Source organism: Mameliella sp. CS4, assembly GCF_019392335.1.
Lineage (GTDB): Bacteria > Pseudomonadota > Alphaproteobacteria > Rhodobacterales > Rhodobacteraceae > Antarctobacter.
In genome coordinates this window covers 62,440-85,524 of sequence record NZ_JAHXRQ010000016.1, presented here as the reverse complement: position 1 = coordinate 85,524, position 23,085 = coordinate 62,440, and the positions used below count along the sequence as shown (strand labels likewise).

General features: G+C 66.3%; 19 protein-coding genes. 14 read left to right on the top strand and 5 right to left on the bottom strand.

Annotation, left to right across the window (positions count from 1 at the left end):
* Positions 1-154 precede the first annotated feature (154 nt).
* From KZZ07_RS18020 to KZZ07_RS18005, 4 genes are all read left to right on the top strand, one after another.
* Entirely contained in the window at positions 155-1,198 is a 1,044-nt protein-coding gene (locus KZZ07_RS18020; RefSeq protein WP_219516237.1) for an efflux RND transporter periplasmic adaptor subunit, read from the top strand.
* A 4-nt stretch (positions 1,199-1,202) separates the two neighbouring features.
* Complete coding sequence (locus KZZ07_RS18015) at positions 1,203-4,277, top strand: efflux RND transporter permease subunit (protein WP_219516236.1); 3,075 nt, start codon at positions 1,203-1,205, stop codon at positions 4,275-4,277.
* 119 nt (positions 4,278-4,396) lie between these two features.
* Positions 4,397-4,684 (top strand): SH3 domain-containing protein, encoded by a 288-nt coding sequence (locus tag KZZ07_RS18010; RefSeq protein ID WP_219516235.1) that lies wholly within the window; start codon positions 4,397-4,399, stop codon positions 4,682-4,684.
* A gap of 104 nt (positions 4,685-4,788) precedes the next feature.
* Positions 4,789-7,149 carry a Tex family protein gene (locus KZZ07_RS18005; protein WP_219516234.1) on the top strand — a complete coding sequence of 787 codons (2,361 nt, stop codon included), beginning with the start codon at positions 4,789-4,791 and terminating at the stop codon, positions 7,147-7,149.
* A gap of 70 nt (positions 7,150-7,219) precedes the next feature.
* Here KZZ07_RS18005 and KZZ07_RS18000 read toward each other — a convergent pair whose 3' ends face one another.
* On the bottom strand, positions 7,220-8,419 hold the full coding sequence (locus tag KZZ07_RS18000; protein WP_219516233.1) for a CaiB/BaiF CoA transferase family protein: 1,200 nt from the start codon (positions 8,417-8,419) through the stop codon (positions 7,220-7,222).
* 18 nt (positions 8,420-8,437) lie between these two features.
* The gene (locus KZZ07_RS17995) at positions 8,438-9,487 is read right to left on the bottom strand and encodes an AbrB family transcriptional regulator (RefSeq protein WP_219516231.1); all 1,050 of its coding nucleotides are present in this window, start codon (positions 9,485-9,487) and stop codon (positions 8,438-8,440) included.
* Positions 9,488-9,878: 391 nt separating this feature from the next.
* Here KZZ07_RS17995 and KZZ07_RS17990 point away from each other — a divergent pair, with 391 nt between their 5' ends.
* The 10 genes from KZZ07_RS17990 to KZZ07_RS17945 all read left to right on the top strand — a co-directional run bounded on the left by KZZ07_RS17990 (position 9,879) and on the right by KZZ07_RS17945 (position 19,595).
* Positions 9,879-10,328, top strand: a complete 450-nt coding sequence (locus KZZ07_RS17990) for a tripartite tricarboxylate transporter TctB family protein (protein WP_219516229.1) — start codon at positions 9,879-9,881, stop codon at positions 10,326-10,328.
* Positions 10,328-11,875: a tripartite tricarboxylate transporter permease gene (locus tag KZZ07_RS17985; RefSeq protein WP_219516227.1), complete on the top strand. Its 1,548-nt coding sequence runs from the start codon at positions 10,328-10,330 to the stop codon at positions 11,873-11,875. The genes KZZ07_RS17990 and KZZ07_RS17985 overlap by 1 nt, the downstream gene beginning before the upstream one ends.
* Positions 11,876-11,914: 39 nt before the next feature.
* Complete coding sequence (locus KZZ07_RS17980; protein WP_219516225.1) at positions 11,915-12,865, top strand: Bug family tripartite tricarboxylate transporter substrate binding protein; 951 nt, start codon at positions 11,915-11,917, stop codon at positions 12,863-12,865.
* Between the two features lie 56 nt (positions 12,866-12,921).
* Positions 12,922-13,884, top strand: coding sequence for a D-2-hydroxyacid dehydrogenase family protein (locus tag KZZ07_RS17975; RefSeq protein ID WP_219516224.1), 963 nt, complete (start codon positions 12,922-12,924; stop codon positions 13,882-13,884).
* Positions 13,881-14,642, top strand: coding sequence for a GntR family transcriptional regulator (locus KZZ07_RS17970; protein WP_219516223.1), 762 nt, complete (start codon positions 13,881-13,883; stop codon positions 14,640-14,642). Before KZZ07_RS17975 ends, KZZ07_RS17970 begins: the two co-directional genes overlap by 4 nt.
* A 19-nt stretch (positions 14,643-14,661) precedes the next feature.
* Positions 14,662-15,480 (top strand): alpha/beta fold hydrolase, encoded by an 819-nt coding sequence (locus tag KZZ07_RS17965; protein WP_219516222.1) that lies wholly within the window; start codon positions 14,662-14,664, stop codon positions 15,478-15,480.
* Positions 15,481-15,511: 31 nt separating this feature from the next.
* Complete coding sequence (locus tag KZZ07_RS17960) at positions 15,512-16,858, top strand: enoyl-CoA hydratase-related protein (protein WP_255564434.1); 1,347 nt, start codon at positions 15,512-15,514, stop codon at positions 16,856-16,858.
* Positions 16,858-18,060, top strand: coding sequence for a 3-oxoadipyl-CoA thiolase (pcaF, locus tag KZZ07_RS17955; RefSeq protein WP_219516279.1), 1,203 nt, complete (start codon positions 16,858-16,860; stop codon positions 18,058-18,060). Before KZZ07_RS17960 ends, pcaF begins: the two co-directional genes overlap by 1 nt.
* 1 nt (position 18,061) lies before the next feature.
* On the top strand, positions 18,062-18,721 hold the full coding sequence (locus KZZ07_RS17950; RefSeq protein ID WP_255564433.1) for a glutathione S-transferase family protein: 660 nt from the start codon (positions 18,062-18,064) through the stop codon (positions 18,719-18,721).
* 175 nt (positions 18,722-18,896) lie between these two features.
* Positions 18,897-19,595: a GntR family transcriptional regulator gene (locus KZZ07_RS17945; RefSeq protein WP_300531229.1), complete on the top strand. Its 699-nt coding sequence runs from the start codon at positions 18,897-18,899 to the stop codon at positions 19,593-19,595.
* A gap of 96 nt (positions 19,596-19,691) precedes the next feature.
* Here KZZ07_RS17945 and ilvD read toward each other — a convergent pair whose 3' ends face one another.
* From ilvD to KZZ07_RS17930, 3 genes are all read right to left on the bottom strand, one after another.
* Entirely contained in the window at positions 19,692-21,533 is a 1,842-nt protein-coding gene (ilvD, locus tag KZZ07_RS17940; protein ID WP_219516219.1) for a dihydroxy-acid dehydratase, read from the bottom strand.
* A gap of 153 nt (positions 21,534-21,686) precedes the next feature.
* On the bottom strand, positions 21,687-22,451 hold the full coding sequence (locus KZZ07_RS17935) for an enoyl-CoA hydratase/isomerase family protein (protein WP_219516218.1): 765 nt from the start codon (positions 22,449-22,451) through the stop codon (positions 21,687-21,689).
* Positions 22,452-22,456: 5 nt separating this feature from the next.
* On the bottom strand, positions 22,457-23,080 hold the full coding sequence (locus KZZ07_RS17930; protein ID WP_219516216.1) for a flavin reductase family protein: 624 nt from the start codon (positions 23,078-23,080) through the stop codon (positions 22,457-22,459).
* Positions 23,081-23,085: the final 5 nt, after the last annotated feature.

Below are 23,085 nucleotides of genomic sequence, written 5' to 3'. Positions count from 1 at the left end.
CGCGGTTCGGTCGGTGCAAAAGAGCATCGCAGCGGCAGGTTTTTTCAAGGCCGGCCCGCTCTCTCGGATAAAACTGAACTAAACGGTTTGCTTTTTTCGGTTGTGTCGCCTACCTGCAGGCAGCCGCCCCATTCTTTCGACAGAAAAAAGCACCATGCGCCATCTTGTTTCCGTTCTTTCCCTCGTCGCCCTGATCCTTCCCGCCGCCGCCCTGGCACAAGGGCAGGCCGTTCCCGACGCGCCCAAACCCGTCAAGTTGATGGAGCTGTCGTCGCGCCCGGTCGTGCAGCGCCGCCAGTTCTTTGGCCAGGTGACGGCACGACAGACCGTGGATCTTGCCTTTCAGGTGGGCGGACAGCTTGAGATCCTCGAAGCGGAAGAGGGCACATCCAAACCAAAAGGCGCGCTGATCGCGCAATTGGACATTTCGGGCTACGAACGGGCGGTGGCGCAGGCGCAGGTGAACTACGACAAGGCGCAACGGGACGCGCAACGCTTTGAAAGCCTGAGCGGGCAGGCGGTGTCCGCCGTCCAGGTCCGCGATGCCGAAACCCAGCTGCGCCTGGCCGAGATCGCGCTGGAAACCGCGCAGGACGACCTTGAACACGCCACTCTGAAAGCGCCCTTTGACGCGCTTGTCGCGCGGCGGCTGGTGGCGAATTTCCAGACCGTCTCGGCGGGGACGCCGGTGGTCCGGCTACACGATGTTTCGGAACTGCGTGTCGACATCCAGGTGCCGGAGGTTCTGTTCCGCCAGGCCGGTGCCAAGGCGGATGTGACCTTTGTCGCGCAATTTCCCGGTGACGCCGCCATGTATCCGCTGGAAATGCGCGAGTTCGAGACGGAAACATCCAGTGTCGGCCAGACCTATCGGATCACCCTCGGCTTTGCCGAGAGCCCGGGCGATTTCGTCTTTCCCGGCGCATCTGTGACTGTCTTTGCCACTCTCGAAGGCGCCGCGCCCGATGGCGTCATCCTTCCGGCCACGGCCCTTGTCTACGATGCGGCCGGCAAGGCCTCTGTCATGGTTTTCGACAATGGCACGGTGCGGCGCACCCCGGTCCGGATCGAGCTGCACGATGACGGCAAGCTCTACATGATCGAGGGCCCCGCCGACGGGACGCGGATCGTCATGACCGGCGCGTCTCAGTTGCGCGACGGTCAGGCCGTGCGCCCCTTTACCCGTATCGGGGAGTAAGCCCATGTCCATCGCGCGCGCCTCCATCGACAAGGCGCTGATCACCTGGCTCCTCATGCTGGGCTGCCTTCTGGGCGGCATCTGGGGATTTTCCACGATCGGCCGTCTCGAAGACCCCGCCTTTACGATCAAGAACGCCATCATCATCACGCAATACCCCGGCGCCTCCGCCGAGCAGGTGGCGCGCGAGGTGTCGGAACCCATCGAATCCGAGATCCAGAAGATGGGCGAGATCGACTTCATAACCTCGTCCAACAAGCCCGGTGTCAGCCGGATCTCGGTCAATATCGAATCCACTTACGACGGGACCGAACTGCCCGCCATCTGGACCAAGCTGCGCAACCGGGTCGAGGATGCCCGGCGCGGCCTGCCGCCCGAAGCGGGGACACCGATCGTGAACGATACCTTCGGCGACGTGTTCGGCGTGTTCTACGCGGTGACGGCGCCGGGGTTCACCGATGCCGAGGTGCATGAGATCTCGGAATACCTGCGCCGCGAATTGCTGGCGGTGGACGGGGTGGCCGACGTGGCCGTGGCCGGGCTGCCGTCCGAGGCGATCTATGTCGATGCGCGCACCTCTATCGTCACCAACCTGGGGATTGCGCCAGAGAGCATCGGCGCGGCCCTGTCCAACACCGACACGCGCACCCCTGCGGGCAGCGTGTCCTACCCGGCGCAGGATGTCCGCCTGCAGGCGCCCGGCGGCAGCGATACGGTCCTGGACATCGCCAACCTGACCATCGGTGTCGGCGGTGACGTGATCGACCTGCTGGACATTGCGACGGTCACGCGGTCGCGCGTCACCGACCCCAAGGAAATCATCCGCTTTCAAGGGGAGGAAGCGTTTACGCTGGGTGTCGCGGGCAAGGCCGATCTGAACATCGTCGAAGTCGGCAAGAGCGTGGATGCGCGGCTGGCCGAGATCATGCGCGACGTGCCGGCCGGGGTCGAACTGCACCCGATCTATCAACAGCATGTGGTGGTCGATGAGGCCTCCAATGCCTTTCTGCTGAACCTGGCCATGTCGGTGGCCATCGTGGTCATCGTGCTGGCGCTCTTCATGGGGTGGCGCGCGGCCGTGGTCGTCGGCGCGACGCTGCTGCTGACCGTGGTGGGCACCGTTTTCCTGATGGCGATCTTCGGGATCGAGATGGAGCGGATCTCGCTCGGGGCGTTGATCATCGCGATGGGGATGCTGGTGGACAACGCCATCGTCGTGGCCGAGGGCATGCAGGGCGACATGGCGCAGGGCAAATCCGCCCGCGACACCGCCGAGGACGTTGCCAAGAAGACTCAGACCCCGCTGCTGGGGGCGACGGTGATCGGCATCATGGCCTTTGCCGGGATCGGCCTGTCGCCGGACGCGACGGGGGAATTCCTGTTCTCGCTCTTCGCGGTGATCGGGATCTCGCTGCTGCTGTCCTGGGTGCTGGCGATCACGGCGACGCCGCTTTTGGCTCATTACTTCTTCAAGGTCGGGTCGGGTGACAGCGCGGACCATTATGGCGGCCCATTGTTCCGGGCCTATCGCGCGGTTCTTTCCGCGGCATTGACCCTGCGCCACCTGGTGATCCTCGCGCTGATCGCGGTGACTGTCCTGTGTTACATCGGCTTTGGCCAGGTCAAGCAGCAGTTCTTTCCGGACTCGAACACGCCGCTGTTCTACGTCCATTACAAACTGCCGCAGGGGTCGAGCATCCACCAGGTGTCGGACGACATGACCCTGCTGGAAAACTGGCTTGCCGAACGGGACGACGTGACCTCGGTGGCGACGTTCATCGGTGGCGGCGCGACACGCTTCATGCTGACCTACGCACCCGAAGAGGCACTGCCGACCTACGGTCACCTGATCATCCGGGCCGAAAGCCTTGGACAGATCCCGCAGCTGCGGGCCGAGCTGGAAACCTTTGGCCGCAGCGCGCTGACCTCGGGCGAGTTCCGCACCGAACGGCTGGCCTTTGGTCCCGGCGGCGGGGCGCCCATCGCGGCGCGATTTTCGGGGCCGGATCCGGTGGTCCTGCGCCAACTGGCGGAACAGGCAGAGGCCGCGCTGCTTGGCGCCTCGGACCAGTTGCAGGACCTGCGGACGGACTGGCGCGAACGGGAACTGGTGATCGTGCCACGCTTTGCCGACGAACGCGCCAAGGCGGCGGGCGTCACCCGCGAGGCCCTGGCCCAGGCGTTGAAACTGGGCACCGATGGCCTGCCGGTCGGCAATTACCGCGAGGGCGACCGCCTGATCCCGATCGTGATGCGCACCGATACGGCCCAAAGCGAGGGCGCGGGCCACCTTGTCGACCTGCCGGTCTATTCGGCGGCGGCGGGCACCTATATCCCGGTGGCGCAGATCACCGACGGGTTCGCCTGGGAAGCCCAGAACACCTTCCTGGTGCGGCGCGACCGCGTGCCGACGATCTCTGTCCAGGCGGGTGTGCCGGCGGGGGTGAACGCCTCCAGCGTCTTTGCGCAGGTGCGCGGCGCGGTCGAGGCCATCGACCTGCCCGAGGGCTATGTCCTTGAATGGGGGGGCGAATACGAAAGCTCGACCGAGGCGCAGTCCTCGCTGGGCAAGCAGTTGCCGCTGTCCCTGATCATCATGGTGTTGATCTCTGTCCTGCTGTTCGGCACGATCCGCCAGCCGGTCGTCATCTGGCTGCTGGTCCCGATGAGCGTGAACGGTGTCGCGCTGGGCCTGTTGGGCACCGGTCTGCCGTTCTCCTTCACCGCGCTTCTGGGCCTGCTCAGCCTGTCGGGGATGCTGATCAAGAACGGCATCGTTCTGGTCGAGGAAATCGACCTGGTCCGGGCCGAGGGTGTGCCCTTCCGCAAGGCGGTGCTGGATGCCTCCACCTCGCGTCTGCGGCCGGTTGTGCTGGCCGCGGCCACGACGATCCTGGGCATGATCCCGCTGCTCTCGGACGCCTTCTTTGCCTCGATGGCGGTGACGATCATGGGGGGCCTCGGCTTTGCCTCTGTGCTGACGCTGATCGCGGCGCCGGTGTTCTACTACAGCTTCTTCCCGCGCGCGCGAAAAGCAGACGCGCGGGCCCGGAAAGAGGCACAAGCGGCGGCGGCCTGAGGCCGCCGCCCGGCGCGGGCACGGGGGACTCGACCCCGGCGTGAAAAAGCGTGATCCTGTTGCGACCGCCTGCCGGGCACGGCAAGGAGGGAAAAACAAGAAACGACAGAGGCCGGAACATGAGCAGACAGAAACTCGCGATATTTGGCGCCCTTTTGCTTGCTGCCAGCTGCAGCGGCGTGACGGGCGGACGCACCGTGGTCAAGGGCGCAGGCCCCGACGAGCTGCTGAAGCTGCGCTACGGGCCGGGCCTGGGCTACAAGGTCAAGCTGGGCCTGCCGGACGGCACGGCGCTTGTGCGCCGCGATTGCGTGACCGAACTGGGACAGCTCTGGTGCCGGGTCTCGCTGGCCGATGCGCCCGCGGTTACGGGCTATGTCTCGGCCGATTACCTGTCGGCACCCTGATCCGGCCCAGCGGAAAACCGCGATCTTGGCTGCGCGCGGCGATCACCCTTGGCGGCGCCCGCCCGCTTGGCTAAGACGGCGTACCGCAGACCTGGAGGACGCACGTGAGCAACACCGCCGACCGCATCGCCCGCACCATCGCCACCGAGATTGCCGCCAGCGCGGCACAGGTCACCGCAGCGGTCGGGCTGCTGGACGAGGGGGCGACGGTGCCCTTTGTCGCCCGCTACCGCAAGGAGGTGACGGGGGGCCTGGACGACACCCAGTTGCGCACCCTGGCGGACCGGCTGACCTACCTGCGCGAGATGGAGGCGCGGCGCGCCACGATCCTCGACACGATCAAGGGGCAGGGCAAGCTGACCGACGACCTGGCCCGCGCCATCGCGCAGGCCGACACCAAGGCGACGCTGGAAGACATCTACCTTCCCTACAAACCCAAACGGCGGACCAAGGCGATGATCGCCCGTGAAAACGGGTTGGAGCCGCTCTTGCGCGCGATCGAGGAAGACCGCGCTGCGGACCCGGCCAAGCTGGCCGAGGGCTATACCGGCGAGGCGGTCGAAACCGTCAAGGCCGCTCTGGAAGGTGCGCGCGACATCCTGGCCGAAGAGCTGACCGAGAATGCCGATCTGCTGGGTCGGCTGCGCGACTACATGATGCGCGAGGCGGTCATCACTGCGCGGGTGCAGCCTGGCAAGGAAGAATCCGGCGCCAAGTTCAGCGACTATTTCGATCACCGCGAAAGCTGGTCCAAGATCCCCGGCCACCGGGCCCTTGCGATCCTGCGCGCCGCCAAGGAAGAGGTGGTGACAATCGAGATTGCGCCCGAGGGCGAAGAGGGCGCCACCCGGGCTGTCGGTATCGTCTGCACCGCCATCGGCATTCCCGGCGACGGGCCGGGTGATCAATGGCTGCGGGCGGCGGCGGGCTGGACCTGGCGGGTCAAGCTGTCGCTGTCGATGTATGTGGACCTGCTGACCGACTTGCGCCGTCGCGCGCATGAAGAGGCGATTGGCGTCTTTGCCCGCAATCTCAAGGACCTGCTCCTGGCCGCGCCCGCCGGCAACCGCCCGACGCTGGGTCTGGACCCGGGCATTCGGACGGGCGTCAAGGCGGCGGTGGTCGATGCCACCGGCAAACTGGTCGAGACGGCGACGCTCTACCCGTTCCAGCCGCGCATGGACCTGCGCGGCGCGCAGGAGGCGATTGCGCGCATGGTGAAAAAGCACGGGGTCGAGCTGATCGCCATCGGCAATGGAACCGCCAGCCGCGAGACCGAGCGCATGGTGGCCGACACGCTGAAACTGATCGAGGGGCCGAAGCCCACCAAGGTGGTGGTGTCCGAGGCCGGGGCCTCTGTCTACTCGGCCTCCGAGCTGGCGGCGAAAGAGTTTCCCGATCTGGACGTGTCGCTGCGCGGCGCTGTGTCCATCGCGCGGCGCCTGCAGGATCCGCTGGCCGAACTGGTCAAGATCACGCCCGAAAGCATCGGCGTCGGCCAGTACCAGCACGACGTCGACCAGCGCCGCCTGGCGCAGGCGCTGGAGGCGGTAGTCGAGGATGCGGTGAACGCAGTCGGTGTCGATCTGAACATCGCGTCGGCCCCCTTGCTGGCGCATGTGGCCGGGCTGGGCCCGCGCCTGGCAGAGGCCATCGTGGCCCATCGCGACGCGACGGGGGCCTTCCCGTCGCGCAAGGCGCTGCTGAAGGTGTCCGGCCTGGGTCCCAAGGCGTTCGAACAATGCGCCGGTTTCCTGCGCATCCGCGAAGGGGACGAGCCGCTGGATGCCTCCTCGGTGCACCCCGAGGCCTACGACGTGGCGCGTCGCATCGTTTCGGCCTGCGGGCGCGACATTCGCCAGATCATGGGCCAGCCCGCGTCTTTGCGCGGCCTGCGGGCCGAAGATTTCGTGGATGACCGGTTTGGTCTGCCGACGGTGCAGGACATCCTGTCGGAACTGGAAAAACCGGGTCGCGACCCGCGCCCCGAGTTCAAGACCGCCAGCTTTGCCGACGGGGTCGAGGACATCAAGGACCTCAAGCCGGGCATGATGCTGGAAGGGACGGTGACGAACGTCGCGGCCTTCGGGGCCTTCGTCGACGTGGGCGTGCATCAGGACGGGCTGGTGCATGTCAGCCAGCTCGCCGACCGGTTCGTCAAGGACCCGCACGAGGTGGTCAAGGCCGGGGACGTGGTGCGCGTGCGCGTGACAGAGGTGGACATTCCGCGCAAGCGGATCGGCCTGTCGATGCGCAAGGATGGCGGTGATCGACAGGCCTCCGGGCGCGACGCCGGACCGAAGGGCAAGTCTGCCGGTGCAGGCGGCAAGGGACGTCCGCCCAAGAACGGCGGTCGGCATGGCGGCGGCCAATCGGCCGGTCAGTCGGGTGGTCAATCCGGGGGCAAGTCCGGCGGTCAGGGCGCGCTGGGCGATGCCCTGTTGGCGGCGATGAAAAAGAAATAAGAGTAAGGGGGCGGCAAGTGCCGCCCCTTCGCTTATCTTGGCCAGGTGCTATCCGGAGTCGCTGTCCCGGTCACTCCGGTTTCGCGGCGGCCCCGCTTGCGAACATCCGCGCGATCCTGTCGGCATCGAATCCCGCTTCGGCAAGCACCTCCGCCGAATGCTGGCCGATGCGCGGCGGGGCGCGGTCGATGGCGGGATTTCCGGCGGACATCAGGAAGGGCGCGACCGGCACCTTGTAGGTCCCGTCGCGCCCCTCGGGTGCGTCCAGGTCATGCAGGACGCTGCGATGGTCCAGCTGCGGGTCTGCCAGCGCCTCGTCCAACCCGCGCACCCGGCCCGCGGGCACGCGATGGTCGCGTAGAAATGCCTCCCACTCGGCGGCGCTGCGCGTGGCGAGGAGGCGGGCCAGAAGGGCTTCTTCGCGGTCGTAGTCGTCAAAGCGTTCGTTGTTCGATTGCTTGACCATTTCGGGGTGTCCCAGCGCCTCCCACAGGCGTTTCTGCTGGCGCAGGTTGGCGGCCCCCAGCATCAGCTTGCCCTCGGCACAATCGTAGGTGCCAAGGCCCGCCACGGCATAGCGGTTGCCTTCTGGGCGGGGGGCTTTGCCTGCGGCGGTCAGGGCGGTGACATGGGTGCTCATCAACATCAGCGTGGCGTCGAACATGGCCAGGTCGATATGCTGGCCAACCCCTGTCTGGCTGCGCTGGAACAGGGCCGCTGTAATGGCAAAGGCGGTCATGTAGCCGGTGGAATAGTCCACCACCGGCGCCCCGGTCTTGAGCGGGGCGACCTCTGGCGTGCCGGTGGCGGCCATCAGGCCGGAAATGGCCTGAAAGACATTGTCATAGCCGGTTTCCTCGCGGCGCGGGCCGTTGTGACCGAAGGCCGAGACCGAGCAGTAGACAAGGCGCGGGTTCAGCGCCGCCATGTCGTCATAGCCCAGCCCAAGGGCCTTCAGCGCGCCGGGCCGGTAGTTCTGCACAAAGACATCCGCCGTTTCCAGCAACGCGCGCAGCGCGGCGCGCCCGTCCTCTGTCTTGAGATCCAGCGCCAGGGACCGCTTGTTGGCGCCCTGCGCCAGGTAGGTGGTGCCCATGCCTGCCTCGTTCAGCGCCCGGTCCGGGCCCTGGATGCGCACCTGGTCGGGATCGTCCGGGCGGTCGATCTTGATGACGTCGGCGCCCAGCACGGCCAGTTGGTAAGAGGCGAAAGGTCCGGCGAGGACATGGGTCGCATCGATGACGCGCAGGCCGTCGAAAGCTCGGGGCATTGGGGGCTCCTTTTCGGGTCAGCGCCCGGTATCGCGGCGGGCAGAAGGATCGGCCCGGTTTGACAGCCGCGCGATCCAGCCGGCATTGGGCATGATGACGAAGATGCGGGTGAGGTGCATGGCCGTGACCAGTGCCACGTCCTGCGCCAGGATCCCGGCGGTCAGCGCCATTTCGGTCACGCCACCGGGCGCGATGCCCAGCATGACCGTGGCAAAGGGCGCGGCAAAGAGCAGCGACAGCGCCCAGGCGCCCAGGCCGCAGGTCGCCAGCAGCAGGCCGGAGGACAACAGCGCGGACCCCAGCAGCGGGCCGCCCAGCAATTCGCGCCGAAAGGCCCCGCCCAGCCAGGTGCCGAGGACAATCTGCGCCGCGGCCAGCAGCGGTCCGGGCACGTCGAATGCGGGCAGGTCCAGCGAGGAGAGCAGCGCCGCCATGAAGAGCGGGCCAAGGAAAAAGGGATTGGCCAGCCGGATGGCACGAAAGAGCAATGGCCCCAGCGCGGCGCCTGCGAGGGTCAGCGCGGCGCCCGGTATGCCGTCCCGGCGCAGCGCCTCGGGGGACGGGGCGCGGCCGTCCGTCCCGGCATAGAGCAGGATCGGGATCACCGTGACCACCAGCGCGATGCGCAGGGTCTGGGACAGGATCACCGGGGCCGTGGGCACCCCGTGGTGTTCGGCCATCACCACCGCCTCGACCGGCGAGGTCGGCACAACCGCGAGGAAATTCGCCACCAGGCTACCGCCGAAGATCCGCCGTTGCAGGCGGGCGACAAGCATCGCGGCCATCAGCACCCAGAGACTGACGGCGATCAGCAGGGGCGCGGTGGCCAGAAGCGCGTGCAGCGCCTCCGGCGTGAAATGCGCGCCGACGAAGGTGGCCACGGTGATCTGTCCGAAGGGGCGAATACGCGTCGGCACCCGCTCGGTGAACAGCCCAGAGGCCGTCGCCGCTGCCGTCAGGACAAGCGGCCCGATCATCCAGGGCAGCGGCGCGCCGAGCAGGGACATCAGGTAACCCGCAGCGGTCGCGGCAAGAAAGAGCACCGGCAGCGCCGGGGAGATGCGCATCGCTTTCCTCCAGAGATGGAACAAGGCGCCCGTCGGGGGCTGACCGGGCGTCGTCTTTGGCTGGAGTATAAAGAGCTATAAGAATGATTCAATAAGGTCCATGAGTATCGTTACGAAGCTGGAGTTCGACGTAGCCAAGCGGGGAGGCAGGCGCGGTGATTGAAGGCAGAGGTCGACGGTAGGGCAGCGTTGCAGTGATGGGTAAATATCTGAAGGTCTAACATATTTCTGGTGTTGCGACTGGAGGGTGAGCTATCTTCAAAACGCTATTTGACAAAAAGCTATATTTCTATCTTTAATGGCGGGGCGTTCAGGATTCGCACCGCTCATGCGTTGTCCGAGGCAAACCGCATGGACCGGCCAGAGGGGTGGTCGCCGGGAGGGGAGGCAGATGTACAGGATAGACTATACCGATCTGGTCGGTGGCGTTTTGCTGGTTGCGCTGGGTGCAGGCGTCAGTCTTGTCGCCATCCAGTCCTACCCGCTGGGCACCTTGCAACGCATGGGACCGGGTATGTTTCCGGCAATTCTTGGCGTCGTGTTGGGCGGGCTGGGAATGCTGCTGGCGCTGCAGGCGCTGCGCCGGACGGGAAAGCGCCCCGACATCAGGGTCTTTTCGCCGCTCTTCGTCCTGGCCGGGGTCGCCAGCTTTGCGCTGCTGATCACGCCGGCGGGGCTGATCCCGGCCATCGTCTCCATCGTCGTGATCTCTTCGCTGGCAGAGTTGCGCATCCGGCCTGTCAGCCTGGCTCTGCTCTGCCTGGCGCTCTGCCTGATGGCCCCGCTTGTCTTCGTCGTCGGCCTCGGCCTGCCCATTCCCCTGATCCGGTGGCCGTTCTGATGGATTTCTTCAGCAATATCGGGTTGGGTTTCAGCGTCGCGCTGAGCCTGACAAACATCTTCTACTGTTTCCTCGGTGCTCTGCTGGGCACGCTGGTGGGGGTGATCCCGGGGCTGGGTGTGCTGGCGGCGATCTCGATGCTGTTTCCGCTGACCTTCCACCTGGAGCCGACCACGGCCCTGATCATGCTGGCCGGCATCTGGTACGGTACGACCTACGGCGGCTCGACCGCCTCGATCCTGCTGAACCTGCCGGGCACCCCCGCCAATGCCGTGACCTGCCTGGACGGCTACCCGATGGCGAAACAGGGCCGGGGCGGCGTGGCGCTGTTCATGACCACCGTGGCCTCGTTCTTTGGCGCCTCTTTCGGGATCATCCTGCTGACGCTGTTCACGCCCGTCATCGCCGAATACGCGCTGCAATTCGGATCGGCCGAGTATTTCGCCCTGATGCTGATGGGGCTGGTCGCGGCCTCGACCATATCCGAGGGGTCGGCCATCAAGGGGCTGGCGATGGTGGTGCTGGGCATCATCATAGGTCTGGTCGGCATGGACACGCAAAGCGCGACAATCCGGTACAGTTTCGGCATCCTCGGCCTGCTGGAAGGTGTCAGCCTGATTGCCCTGGCGATGGGGGTCTTCGGCGTGGCCGAGATCATCATGTCGGTGCGCCGGGTGAAAACCGCCGATATCGACCCCGAGAGCCTGAAGCTGAAGGCCATCAAGCCCAGCCGGGACGAGGTTCGCCGGTCCTGGTTCCCGATGTTGCGCGGCGCTTCGATGGGGTCATTCTTCGGCACGCTTCCGGGAACCGGCCCGTCGATCGCCGCCTTCTTGTCCTATGCCATCGAAAAGCGGATCTCGCGCACGCCGGAACGCTTTGGCAAAGGCGCGATCGAGGGGATCATGGCGCCCGAGGCCGCCAACAACGCCGCCGACCAGACCGCCTTTATCCCGACGCTCAGCCTGGGTGTGCCGGGCAGCGCGACGATGGCGCTGATGCTGGGCGTGCTGATGATCCACGGCGTCGCGCCGGGGCCGAACCTGATTTCCTCTCAGCCCGAGCTGTTCTGGGGCCTGATCATGAGTTTCTGGGTCGGCAACCTGATCCTGCTCCTGCTCAATATCCCGCTGATCGGGGTCTGGGTGCGGATGCTGACGATCCCCTATCATATCCTCTTTCCCGCGGTGCTGGCCTTCATCTGCATCGGCGCCTTCACCTCGGGCTTTTCGCCTCTGAACGTCTGGATGGTCTTTGCCTTTGGCGTGCTGGGCTACCTGATGCGGGTCTTTCGCTTTCCCGGCGCGCCGCTCTTGCTGGGCTTTGTCCTGGGCCCGCTGATGGAAGAGCATTTCCGCCGCGCGATGGTGCTGTCGCGGGGGGACTTCATGACCTTCTTCGAACGTCCCATCAGCGCGACGATCATGGCGCTGACCGGCCTCGTGCTGATCTGGGGCGTCGTCAGCGCCGAACGCAGCCGCAAGCGTCAACTGCTGTCCGAGGGCGAGGTGGATCACACCCCCGAGGCAACAGACAGGCCCACTTGACGCAAAGACCCGAACGTATCCAACCAAGGAGGAGACCCCATGAAATCCATTCTGACCGCAGCCGCCGTGGCGCTGGGACTGGCCCAGCCGCTGGCCGCACAGGACTTTCCCACCGGACCGGTGACAATCATCGTTCCCTATTCACCCTCGGGCAACACCGATGTATTCACCCGTCACCTTGCCCCCTATCTCGAAGAAAAATGGGGCCAGCCGATTGTCATCGACAACCGCCCCGGCGGCGGGTCGATGGTGGGCACGGCCATCGTCGCCCAGGCAGAGCCGGACGGCCACACGCTGCTGGTGACCACCTCGGCCTTTGTCACCGCGCCCGCGATCCAGACCTCGCTGCCCTTCGATTCGCGTGACGCCTTTGTGCCCGTCGCCAACGTGGGCCACGTCTCTTACGTGCTGGTGACGAACGGGGACTCCGGCTTCGACACGCTCGAGGACTTCATCGCGCAGAGCAAGGACGCCCCGAAGTTCGCCGCGACGGCGGGTCTTGGGACGACCACCCATTTCGCCATCGAGAAGTTCATCGCCGACAGTGGTGCCGACGTGGACGTGGTGCATTTCAAGGGCGGCGGCCCCGCCGTCGTGTCGATCCTGTCCAAGGAAACCGACATCTACGGGTCCTCGATCAGCTCGGCGGGTGAAAACCTCAAGACCGGCAAGGTCAAGGCGCTGGCGGTACTGGGCAACGAACGCATCGATGCACTGCCCGACGTGCCTTCCACCGGAGAGCTTGGCTTTCCGGACCTCGAGATCAAGCAGTGGGTGGGCATGTTCGCCCCTGCGGGCACCGATCCGGCCATCGTTGCCAAGATCAATGCCGATGTGAACGAGGTCCTGCAGACCCCCGAGTTCATCGCAACCGTGACCCCGCTGGACTGGACCCTGTTCCAGAGCACGCCCGAGGGTTTTGCCCAGCAGATCGACGAGGAACTGACCAAGTGGAAGGCGCTGGCCGTCTCCCAGGGCATCAGCAAGTGAGCCTGCGCGGGCCGGCCACCTATGGCCGGCCCGTTCGCCACCTTCCGGAGCGTAGAATGACCGACCTGCCCATCTGTGCGATCCTCGATGATTATCAGGACGCGGCTTTTGCCAGCGCCGACTGGTCCGTGTTGGACGGACGGGTGAGCCTGCGCCGCTACGAGACCCACCTGGGCGACGAGGATGCGGTGGTCCAAGCGTTGGCGGATTGCACGGTCATCGTTGCCATGCGGGAAAGAACGCCCTTTCCGGCGTCGCTGTTGCGGCGGCTGCCGAGGCTCAAGCTGTTGGTCACGACAGGGATGCGCAACCGCAGCATCGACCTGCAGGCCGCTGCCGATCTGGGCGTCACCGTGTGCGGCACCGGCGCCGCCGGGAACCCGGCGGCAGAACTGGCCTGGTGTGGGCTGCTGGCCTTCATGCGCCAACTGCCCGAAGAGGTCGCGAACTTCCGCGCCGGTGGCCCCTGGCAGACCGGGCTGGGGCGGTCGCTGCAGCACAAGCGGCTGGGGGTTGTCGGATTGGGCAAGCTGGGCCGCCAGATGGCGCGGTTCGGCCAGGCCTTTGGCATGGAGGTCTGCGGCTGGACCCGCACCGACCTTTCGGCGCGCGCCGAAACGCTGGGGATCGAGCCGGTCGATTTGTCCACGCTCTTTGCCTCCAGCGATGTCATCACGATCCAGCTGTCCCTGGTGGACGGCACACGGGGGCTGGTCTCTGCCGAGCTTTTGGGGCGGATGCGGCCTGACGCGGTCCTGGTGAACACCTCGCGCGGGCCCATCGTGGATGAGGCGGCGCTGATCGCGGCGCTTGAGGGCCGGAGGATCGGCGGCGCCGTGCTGGATGTCTTCGATCAGGAGCCATTGCCCGCCGACCACGCCTATCGTCGACTGACCAATGTCCTGGCCACGCCGCATATCGGCTACGTCACGCAAGAGAATTACCGCGTCTACTATCGCGAGGCGGTGGAAAACGTGGCCAACTGGCTGGAGGGCAGGGTGCTGCGTGCGCTCACATGAACGCGCCGCGGCCCCTTGCCACCCCGACTGCCGAGGCCCTGAACAAGAGCGCGGTGTCGCGCTACCTGCAACTGGCGGGCATGTTTCGCCGCCGGATCGAACAGGGCGAATGGGCCCTGGATCAGCGCATCCCGACGATCACCGAACTGGCCGCAGACTGCGGCGTGGCCACCGTGACCGTCCGGCGGGCGTTGGACATCCTCGAAGAGGACGGGCTGATCGAGCGGTTCCGCGCCAGGGGCACCTTTGTGCGCCGCCGCCCGGAACGCGACACTTGGTGCGCCGTGCATACGGATTTCTCGGGGCTGCTGATCGCGCGCTACAGCAGCCGGATCGAGGTGTTGGAGGATGTGCCCTCAACCGCGCCAACCTTCCTGAACGAGGGCGACTGGCCCGGTGCCAGCGCCCCGCGCTATCGCCGCATCCGTCGCCGCCACTGGCGGCAGGGCGCGGCCTTTCTGGTGGCGGATCTTTATGTCGAGGAGCACGCCTATGCCGTACTGCCCGAAGGCGCACTGGACAGCATGACCGCAATGCAGATGGCCTCGGCAGTCTCGGGTCGGATGATAGCCGCCGCGGAACAGGAGCTGACCGTGACCGGCGCCGACCTCTCGGTCGCCAGCGCGTTGTCGGTGCGACTGGGAGAGCCCATGGCGCGGGTGGTGCGCGTGGCCGTCGACGAGGCCGGGCAAAGGTTCCTCGCGGTCGAGGGGATCTATCGCGGCGACAGTGCGCGCCTGCGCGTGACGCTGAAATGACAAGATGGAAAGGGCAGAAATGACGGTGGAGGTTCCGGGCCGGGTCAGGACGGTTGCGAATGGAAAGGCGCGTATCGCCTATGCGGTTTCGGGGCCGGAAGACCCGGGGGCGGTGACGCTCTGCCTCGTGGCCTCGACGGGGCGCGGGCCCGAGGATTTTGCCCACCTGGCCGCTTGCCTGGCAAAGGCCGGGCTGCGTATCGTGCTGCCCTGGCCGCGTGGCACGGGCGGCAGTACCGGCGCGCTGGAGGGCATCGACTTTCACGACCTGGCCGCCGATGCCGGCGCGGCGCTGGAGGCCGAGGCCGGTCCGGGCGGGGCTGTGATTGTCGGCCACGCCTACGGCTGCTGGATTGCGCGCACCCTGGCGCAGGACCGTCCGGACCTTGTTGACGGGATTGTGCTGCTGGCGGCGGGCGGTGGCAAATGGGCGCCGGAATTGTCCCGCGCGATCGAGATCGCGATGGACCGCGAGGCGCCGGAGGCCGACAGGCTTGCCGCGCTGCAACTGGGGTTCTTCGCCGAGGGGCACGACCCCCGCCCCTGGCTGTCGGGATGGTCCGGTAAGCTGGTACACGCGCAGCGGGCCGCCCGCACCGCGACCGACCGGGACAGCTGGTGGCCCTCGGGCCGCGCGCCGATCCTGGACGTCGTCGGCCTGCAGGATCCGTTCCGCCCGGCCGATGGGCGGGATTTCTATCTGCACAAGTTCGCACCAAGGGTCGAACTGGTGACCGTGGACGGGGCCAGCCACGCGCTGCCCGATGAAAAGCCCGCCGAAGTCGCGGCAATCATGGTCCCCTGGATCCGCGCCTTGCGCGCCGGGACGCCTGACTGAGATCTACGAAAGGCTTTAAGACGTGAATACGATGGTCTCATCTGACCACCCGGGGGCAGCGCCGGGCCGGGTTGCTTTCGACATGCGGGACGGGGTTGCCGCCCTGACAATCGAAAATCCGCCTGAAAACGTGGGGTCGCTTGGGATGCGCCGGGGTGTCGTTGCCGGCATCGCGGCGGCGCGGGAGGCGGGCGCCCGGGGCGCGGTCCTGATCGGCGCGGGCCGCTCGTTTTTTTCGGGCTCGGACCTGCGCGACTTTGGCCGTCCCCTTGAGCCGCCGGAAGTGCCGGAGATGATCGCCCGTATCGAGCAGGCCCCTTTTCCGGTGGTGGCCGCGCTGCACGGTGAGGCGCTGAGCGGTGGGTTGGAACTGGCGCTGGGCTGCGACTGGCGGATTGCCGCGCCGGGCACTCGGGTCGGCCTGCCGGAAGTGTCTTTGGGCTTTGTCCCCGGTGCGGGCGGCCCGCAGCGCCTGCCGCGCCTTGTCGGCCAGTCCCGCGCCATCGACCTGATCTGCCGCGCCGCCCGCATTCCCGCCGAAGAGGCGCTGGACATCGGGCTGATCGACGCCATCGTCGAGGGTGATCTGCTGGAGGCGGCGCTTGCCTTCTTGTCAGACACGCGGGGCAAGCGCCTTGCCAAGACGCTGACACCGTCAAAGGAACCGCCCGAGATGATCGACGCCGTGGCGCGCAAGATGCTGGCGCGAGGTGGGAACAGACCTAACGTCACAGAGGCGATCCGGCTGGTCCGCGCCTCGACCGGTGATGCCGACGCGACACTGGCCGAGGAACGCGCCGTCTTTCACCGGTTGCGGCTGAGCGAGGACGCCTTTGCCTTGCGTCATCTCTTTTTCGCGGAACACAAGGCGGCCTCTGTCGATGGTCTGGACATGGGGCAGGCCCGCGACGTGACCCGCGTCGGCGGCGGGACGATGGGGCAGGGGATTGCCCGCGCCTTCCTTGCCGTGGATCTGCCGGTGACCCTCGTCGACCGGGATCAAGAGGCGCTGACCACCGCGTTGGACCTGGAGGTCGCGGCCCTGATCGCGGCGTCGCGCGCCGAGGCCGGGATCACGCCACGCAGCTACGACGCCGAAACCATTCGGCGGCAGTTGCTGGCGGCCATCGTGAACGAGGCGGCCTGCCTGCTGGACGAGGGGATCGCGCAACGGGCGTCGGACGTCGACGTGGTGCTGACCAATGGCTATAGTTTCCCGCGTTGGCGCGGTGGCCCGCTGTACTGGGCGGCCCGGCAGGCGCGCTCAACACTTGAGGCTGACCTTGCCGACCTCGCGCAGGCCATCGGCCACGGGTTCCGCGCCGGGCCGGTTGCCCGGACACTCGACCAGATCGCAACCCCGTTGGAGGGCCAATGATGCAGCCTGTCTATATCTGCGACTATGTCCGAACACCTATCGGCGGCTACGGCGGCAGCCTGTCGGGTATCCGTGCCGATGATCTTGGCGCCTTGCCTTTGAGGGCGCTGCAGGACCGGCACCCGGCGATAGATTGGGCCGAGGTGGTGGACGTGGTCTATGGCTGCGCCAACCAGGCGGGTGAGGACAACCGCAGCGTCGCGCGCATGTCGCTCTTGCTGGCCGGACTGCCCGAGACGGTGTCCGGTACGACGATCAACCGTCTGTGCGGGTCCGGCATGGACGCGGTTCTGTCGGCCTGGCGGCGGCTGGCCCTGGGCGAGGGGGATCTTGCCATCGCCGGCGGGGTCGAGAGCATGAGCCGTGCACCCTTTGTCATGCCCAAGGCGACCACTCCCTTTTCGAGGGCAAATAGTGTTGAGGACACGACCATCGGCTGGCGGTTCATCAACCCTGTGATGCAGCGGTTCTACGGGACGGAGTCGATGCCTGAAACCGCCGAGAACGTGGCCGCCGATTTCGGCATCTCGCGCGCCGACCAGGACGCCTTTTCGCTGCGTTCGCAAGAACGCGCGGCGGTGGCCCTCGCCTCGGGCGTGCTGGGCGAAGAGATCGTCCCGGTAGAGGTGCCGCAGCGGCGGGGCGATCCGCTGGTCTTTGACACGGACGAGCATCCGCGCGCCTCGACGCTGGACAAGCTGGGCAAGTTGCCGACGCCTTTCCTTGAGGGCGGCTCGGTCACGGCGGGCAATGCTTCCGGCGTGAACGATGGCGCGGCGGCGCTGATCCTGGCCACCGAGGCCGGTGTCACGCGCCACGGGCTGACACCGCTGGCGCGGATCACGGGCGGGGCCACCGCCGGTGTTGCGCCGCGCATCATGGGGATGGGACCGGCGCCCGCGACGGAAAAACTCTGCGCGCAGCTGGGGCTGACGCCCGCGGATTTCGACCTTGTGGAACTGAACGAGGCCTTTGCCTCGCAAGCACTTGCGGTCTTGCGGCGCCTTGGCCTGCCGGATGACGCGGATCATGTGAACCCGCGTGGCGGGGCCATTGCGTTGGGGCATCCGCTGGGCATGTCGGGGGCCCGGATCACCGGCACCGCGGCCCGCGCACTTGCGCGGGGCGAGGGGAACCGTGCGCTTGCCACCATGTGCATCGGCGTGGGACAGGGAATTGCCATCGGCTTGGAGGCCGCTTGAGATGATGAAACTGCATTGGTCGCCGCGCTCTCCTTTTGTGCGCAAAGTCTTGATCGTGTTGGAGGAAACCGGCCTGGCCGAACAGGTGGAGCGGGTACGGTCCGTTGTGGCCATGCCGCTGCCGCCGAACGAGGCGGTCATGGCGGACAACCCGCTGGGCAAGATCCCGACCCTGACCACCGAAGAGGGCAAGGCGCTGTTCGACAGCCGGGTGATCTGCGAATACCTCGACCTGCGGGCGGGGACCGCGCTGTTTCCGTCGGAGCCGTCGGCGCGGATGGATCACCTGGCCTGGCAGGCGCTGGGCGACGGGCTGACGGATATCCTGCTCCTCTGGCGGACCGAACTGACCCGAGAAACCGGCTCCTGGGAGGCGGTGACAGGGGGATGGCAGGTCAAGGTCCGCGCCGCGATGGCACGGCTGGAGGCCGAGGTTCCGGGCCTGACAGCGGCAGATTTCGGGATCGGTCATGTGGCGGTGATCTGTGCGTTGGGGCAGCTGGATTTCCGCTGGCCGGATTGCGGCTGGCGCGGGCATTTCCCGGCGCTGGCCAACTGGGAGGCCGAAATGGTGGCGCGCCCTTCCGTTGACGCAAACCCGGTGGTCAACGACCAAGGCGAGGGCGAGAACGAGATCACCCTGGGCCACCTGTCGTTCTGACCCCGTGCCCGGGTGCGGCCGAGGTTGCCGCGCCCAGGCGCTTGATCTAAAAACTAGCTTTATTGATTGAAGTGGTGCCCCGCTCGCTCTATTCTTGCAGGACTGTGGCAAAGAGGGCGCGATGACCGGTATGAAGTCTGAAAATGCGACCGTGAAGGCTCTGCAAAAAAGCAATGTGTCGCGATACATCCAGCTTGCCAGCCTGTTTCGCCAGCGGATCGAAACCGGCGAATGGGACGTGGGGGACAAGATCCCCACGGTCAAGGAGCTGGCCGATCAATGCGGCGTGGCGACGATGACGATCCGGCAGTCGCTGGACATTCTCGAAAAAGAAGGCCTGATCGAGCGCTACCGCGCCAAGGGCACCTTTGTCGTCGAACAGCCCAAGCGCGACCTCTGGTGCGAGGTCAAGACGGACTGGACCGGCCTGCTGATCGCGCGCGACAACGCGGTGATCGAGATCCTGGGCGATGAACGCGGCGCGCAACTGCCCCGCCATGATGGCGACATCGGCAATGCCGCACCGGCCTACCGGCACCTCAAGCGCCGTCATAGCCGCGATGACCAGGCTTTTCTGCTGGCGGATGTCTACGTTGATGAACGCATCTGCGATCTGATCCCGGAAGAGAATTACACCAAGGTCACGGCCATGCGGCTGGTGGCGGATCTGCCCGGGCAGACGGTGGTGAACGCAAACCAGATCGTCACCATCGGCGCGGCGGACCTTGAAACCGCCTCGCAACTGAACATCTCGATCGGCGATCCGATTGCCCGTGTGCAACGGACGGTGGTCAACCAGAATGGCGATATCATCATGCTGGCCAATGGCATCTATCGCGGCGACATGATGAAGATAGAGGTCAAACTGCGGTAGCGGAGCAGCTCCGTGCGATCCCGTCCGTTCAAAGGAAACGCGCCCCGAACCGGCAGTCCGGTTCGGGGCGCATCTGTTTCCAGCAGGCTCAGGCGATCACGGGTCCAGCCGGACAGCGCCGTGGCTGGCATTGGCCACCAGCGAGGCATAGGCCTTGAGCGCGCGGCTGACCTTGCGCTTGCGCGGCTTGGCGGGCTTCCAGGCGGCGTCGCCCTTGGCCTCCATCTCGGCCCGGCGTGCCGCAAGCTCGTCATCGCTGAGCGCCACGTTGATCGTCCGGTTGGGGATGTCGATCTCGATGATGTCGCCTTCGACCAGCAGGCCGATGTTGCCGCCTTCTGCCGCCTCTGGCGACACGTGGCCAATCGACAGACCGGAGGTGCCGCCGGAGAAACGACCGTCGGTGATCAGGGCGCAGGCCTTGCCCAGCTTCATCGCTTTCAGATAGCTGGTCGGGTAGAGCATTTCCTGCATCCCCGGTCCGCCCCGCGGGCCTTCGTAGCGGATGATGACCACGTCACCGGCCTGGATCTCCTTGCCGAGAATGCGGTTCACCGCCTCGTCCTGGCTCTCGCAGACCTTGGCGGGTCCGCTGAATTTCAGGATGCTGTCGTCCACGCCTGCGGTTTTCACCACGCAGCCTTCCTGCGCGATGTTGCCGAACAGCACGGCCAGCCCGCCATCCTGGCTGAAGGCATGTTCCCTGGACCGGATGACGCCGTTCTGGCGGTCCGTGTCGAGGCTGCGATAGCGGCTGGCCTGGCTGAAGGCCTCTGTCGTGCGGACACCGCCCGGGGCGGCGCTGAACAGTTCGTGCACCTTGTTATCCTTGGTGCGCGCAATGTCCCACTGGTCGATGGCCTCGCCGATGGTCGGCACATGGACGGTGGAAACGTCGCGGTTGATCAGCCCTGCATCGTCAAGCTGCCCGAGGATGCCGAAAATGCCACCGGCGCGATGCACGTCTTCCATGTGCACGTCGCCCACCGCAGGCGCGACCTTGCACAGGCAGGGCGTGCTCCGGCTCAACCGGTCCATGTCGTCCAGTGTAAAGTCCACCTCCGCCTCGCGGGCGATGGCCAGCAGGTGCAGGACCGTGTTCGTGGATCCGCCCATCGCGATGTCGAGCGCCATCGCGTTTTGAAAGGCGGCATGGGTGGCGATCCCGCGCGGCGTGACCGATGGGTCGCCGCCCTCGTAGTGGCGCTTGGCCAGGTCCACGATCCGGCGCCCGGCCTCCAGGAACAGCGCCTTGCGGTCGGCGTGGGTGGCCAGGGTCGAGCCGTTCCCGGGGAGAGCAAGGCCCAGGGCCTCGGCCAGGCAGTTCATCGAGTTGGCGGTGAACATGCCGGAACAGGACCCGCAGGTCGGGCAGGCGTTGACCTCGAAGGCATTGACTTGTTCATCGCTCAGGTCGGGGTTCGCCGCCTGCACCATCGCGTCCACCAGGTCGACCGCGATGTCCTTGCCATCGACATTGACCTTGCCGGCCTCCATCGGGCCGCCGGAGACGAAGATTGCGGGGATATCGACCCGCATCGCCGCCATCAGCATGCCGGGCGTGATCTTGTCGCAGTTGGAAATGCAGATCATGGCATCCGCGCAATGCGCGTTGACCATGTATTCCACGCTGTCGGCGATGATCTCGCGCGAGGGCAGCGAGTAGAGCATGCCGTCGTGGCCCATCGCGATGCCATCGTCGACGGCGATGGTGTTGAATTCCTTGGCGACACCGCCCGCCGCCTCGACCTCGCGGGCGACCATCTGGCCGAGGTCCTTGAGGTGGACGTGGCCGGGCACGAACTGGGTAAAGGAGTTGACGATGGCGATGATCGGCTTGCCGAAGTCGCCGTCCTTCATCCCCGTGGCGCGCCACAGGGCCCGGGCGCCGGCCATGTTGCGTCCGGAAGTCGATGTCTTTGAGCGATAGGGTATCATGGTGGTCTTCCCGCGCGATGAAACTTTGCCGGACGTCTTATTCCGGAATTCCCGGGAAGGCCATTGCGCAAGAACCGCTTTGGCCGCAAGCCCGAACGGAGAGGCGGGCAGACTGGTGTGTCGAACCTGCCCGGCGGCAGCGCCCCGGGCCGCTCAGCCTTTGAAGACCGGCGCGCGCTTTTCGCGGAAGGCCGCCATCGCCTCTGCGGTATCCTCGGAGGTGGACAGCGCCTTGGTCTGGCCCTGTTCGAACCGGTAGCCTTCGTAGATCGACAGGCCTTCCGTCACCTGAAAGCTCTTCTTGGCCGCACGCGCGGCCGAGGGGCTGGCCCGGGCGATGTCGGTGGCCATGCCGCGCGCGGTTGCCATCAGATCCTCTGGCGCGACACAGGCCGAGGCCACGTTCATGCGCAACAGCTCGGGGCCATAGACGCGGCGGGCGGTGTAGATCATCAAGCGCGCGTCGCTTTCCCCGAAGTGGCGCCGCACATGGGCCACGCCCCCGGCGAGGCCGACCATGACCTCGGTCATTTGCAGAAAGCCCTTTTCGGAAGTCACGATGATGTCACAGCAGAGCGCAGTCACACAGCCCGCGCCGATGGCCGCGCCGTTGACGGCGGCGATGATCGGCTTGGGACATTCCAGCAGGCAGTCAAAGCTGGCCCGCACGCGGCGATTATGCGCGGTGTAGTGGCCGGGGTCCTGGGGCGGACGTTCGGACAGGTCGGCGCCCGCGGAAAAGGCCTTGCCCGCGCCGGTGATCACGATGGCGCGTACATCCGACCGGTCGCCAAGCGCATCCACCACCTCGACCAGATCGTCGCGAAAGCGGTTGTTCTGGGCGTTCACCGGGGGGCGGGTGATGGTGAGGGTGGCGATATGGTCGCTGACCTCCAGGGTCAGGGTTTCGTGGCTCATGGTCGTCAGGTCCTCGTGCCTGTCTGCTCCACCTGCGGGCGGATCATCTCGAATGTCTCTGTCACGGTGCAGTAGTCGCGGTATCCCAGCCGCGCGAGCGGGCGCAGCAGGTCCGTGGCGATCTTGCCGTCCCGCAGGATTCGGTCGGCGATGTGGATGCCGACGGCCTCTCCGAAAACCACGCGGTTGTGGCAGGGGGCGCCGGTGGAAGGGGTAAGCCTCACGATCTGGTTCAGACGGCATTCGATCGAGATCGGGGCCTCTGCCACGCGCGGGGCGGCGATATTGGTACAGGGGGCGGGGGTGACGCCGGCGATGGCGAATTCGTCCACCTCTGGCGGGTAGCTGCCGGAGGTGGCGTTCATCGCCTCTTTCAGGTCGTCGCCGGGGATGTTCACGCAGAACTCGCCGGTCGCCTCTATGTTGGCCAGTGTGTCCTTGGGCCCATCGGAGGAAAACATCACGAAAGGCGGTTTGGACGCGACGGTGTTGAAGGCGCTGTAGGGGGCGAGGTTGCGCAGCCCCTCCGCCGAGACGGTTGATATCCAGGCGATGGGGCGGGGGGCGATCAGGGCCATCCAGGGGCCATGCGCCAGCCCATGCGCGTCGTGCCGGGGGTCGTGGAACATGATCG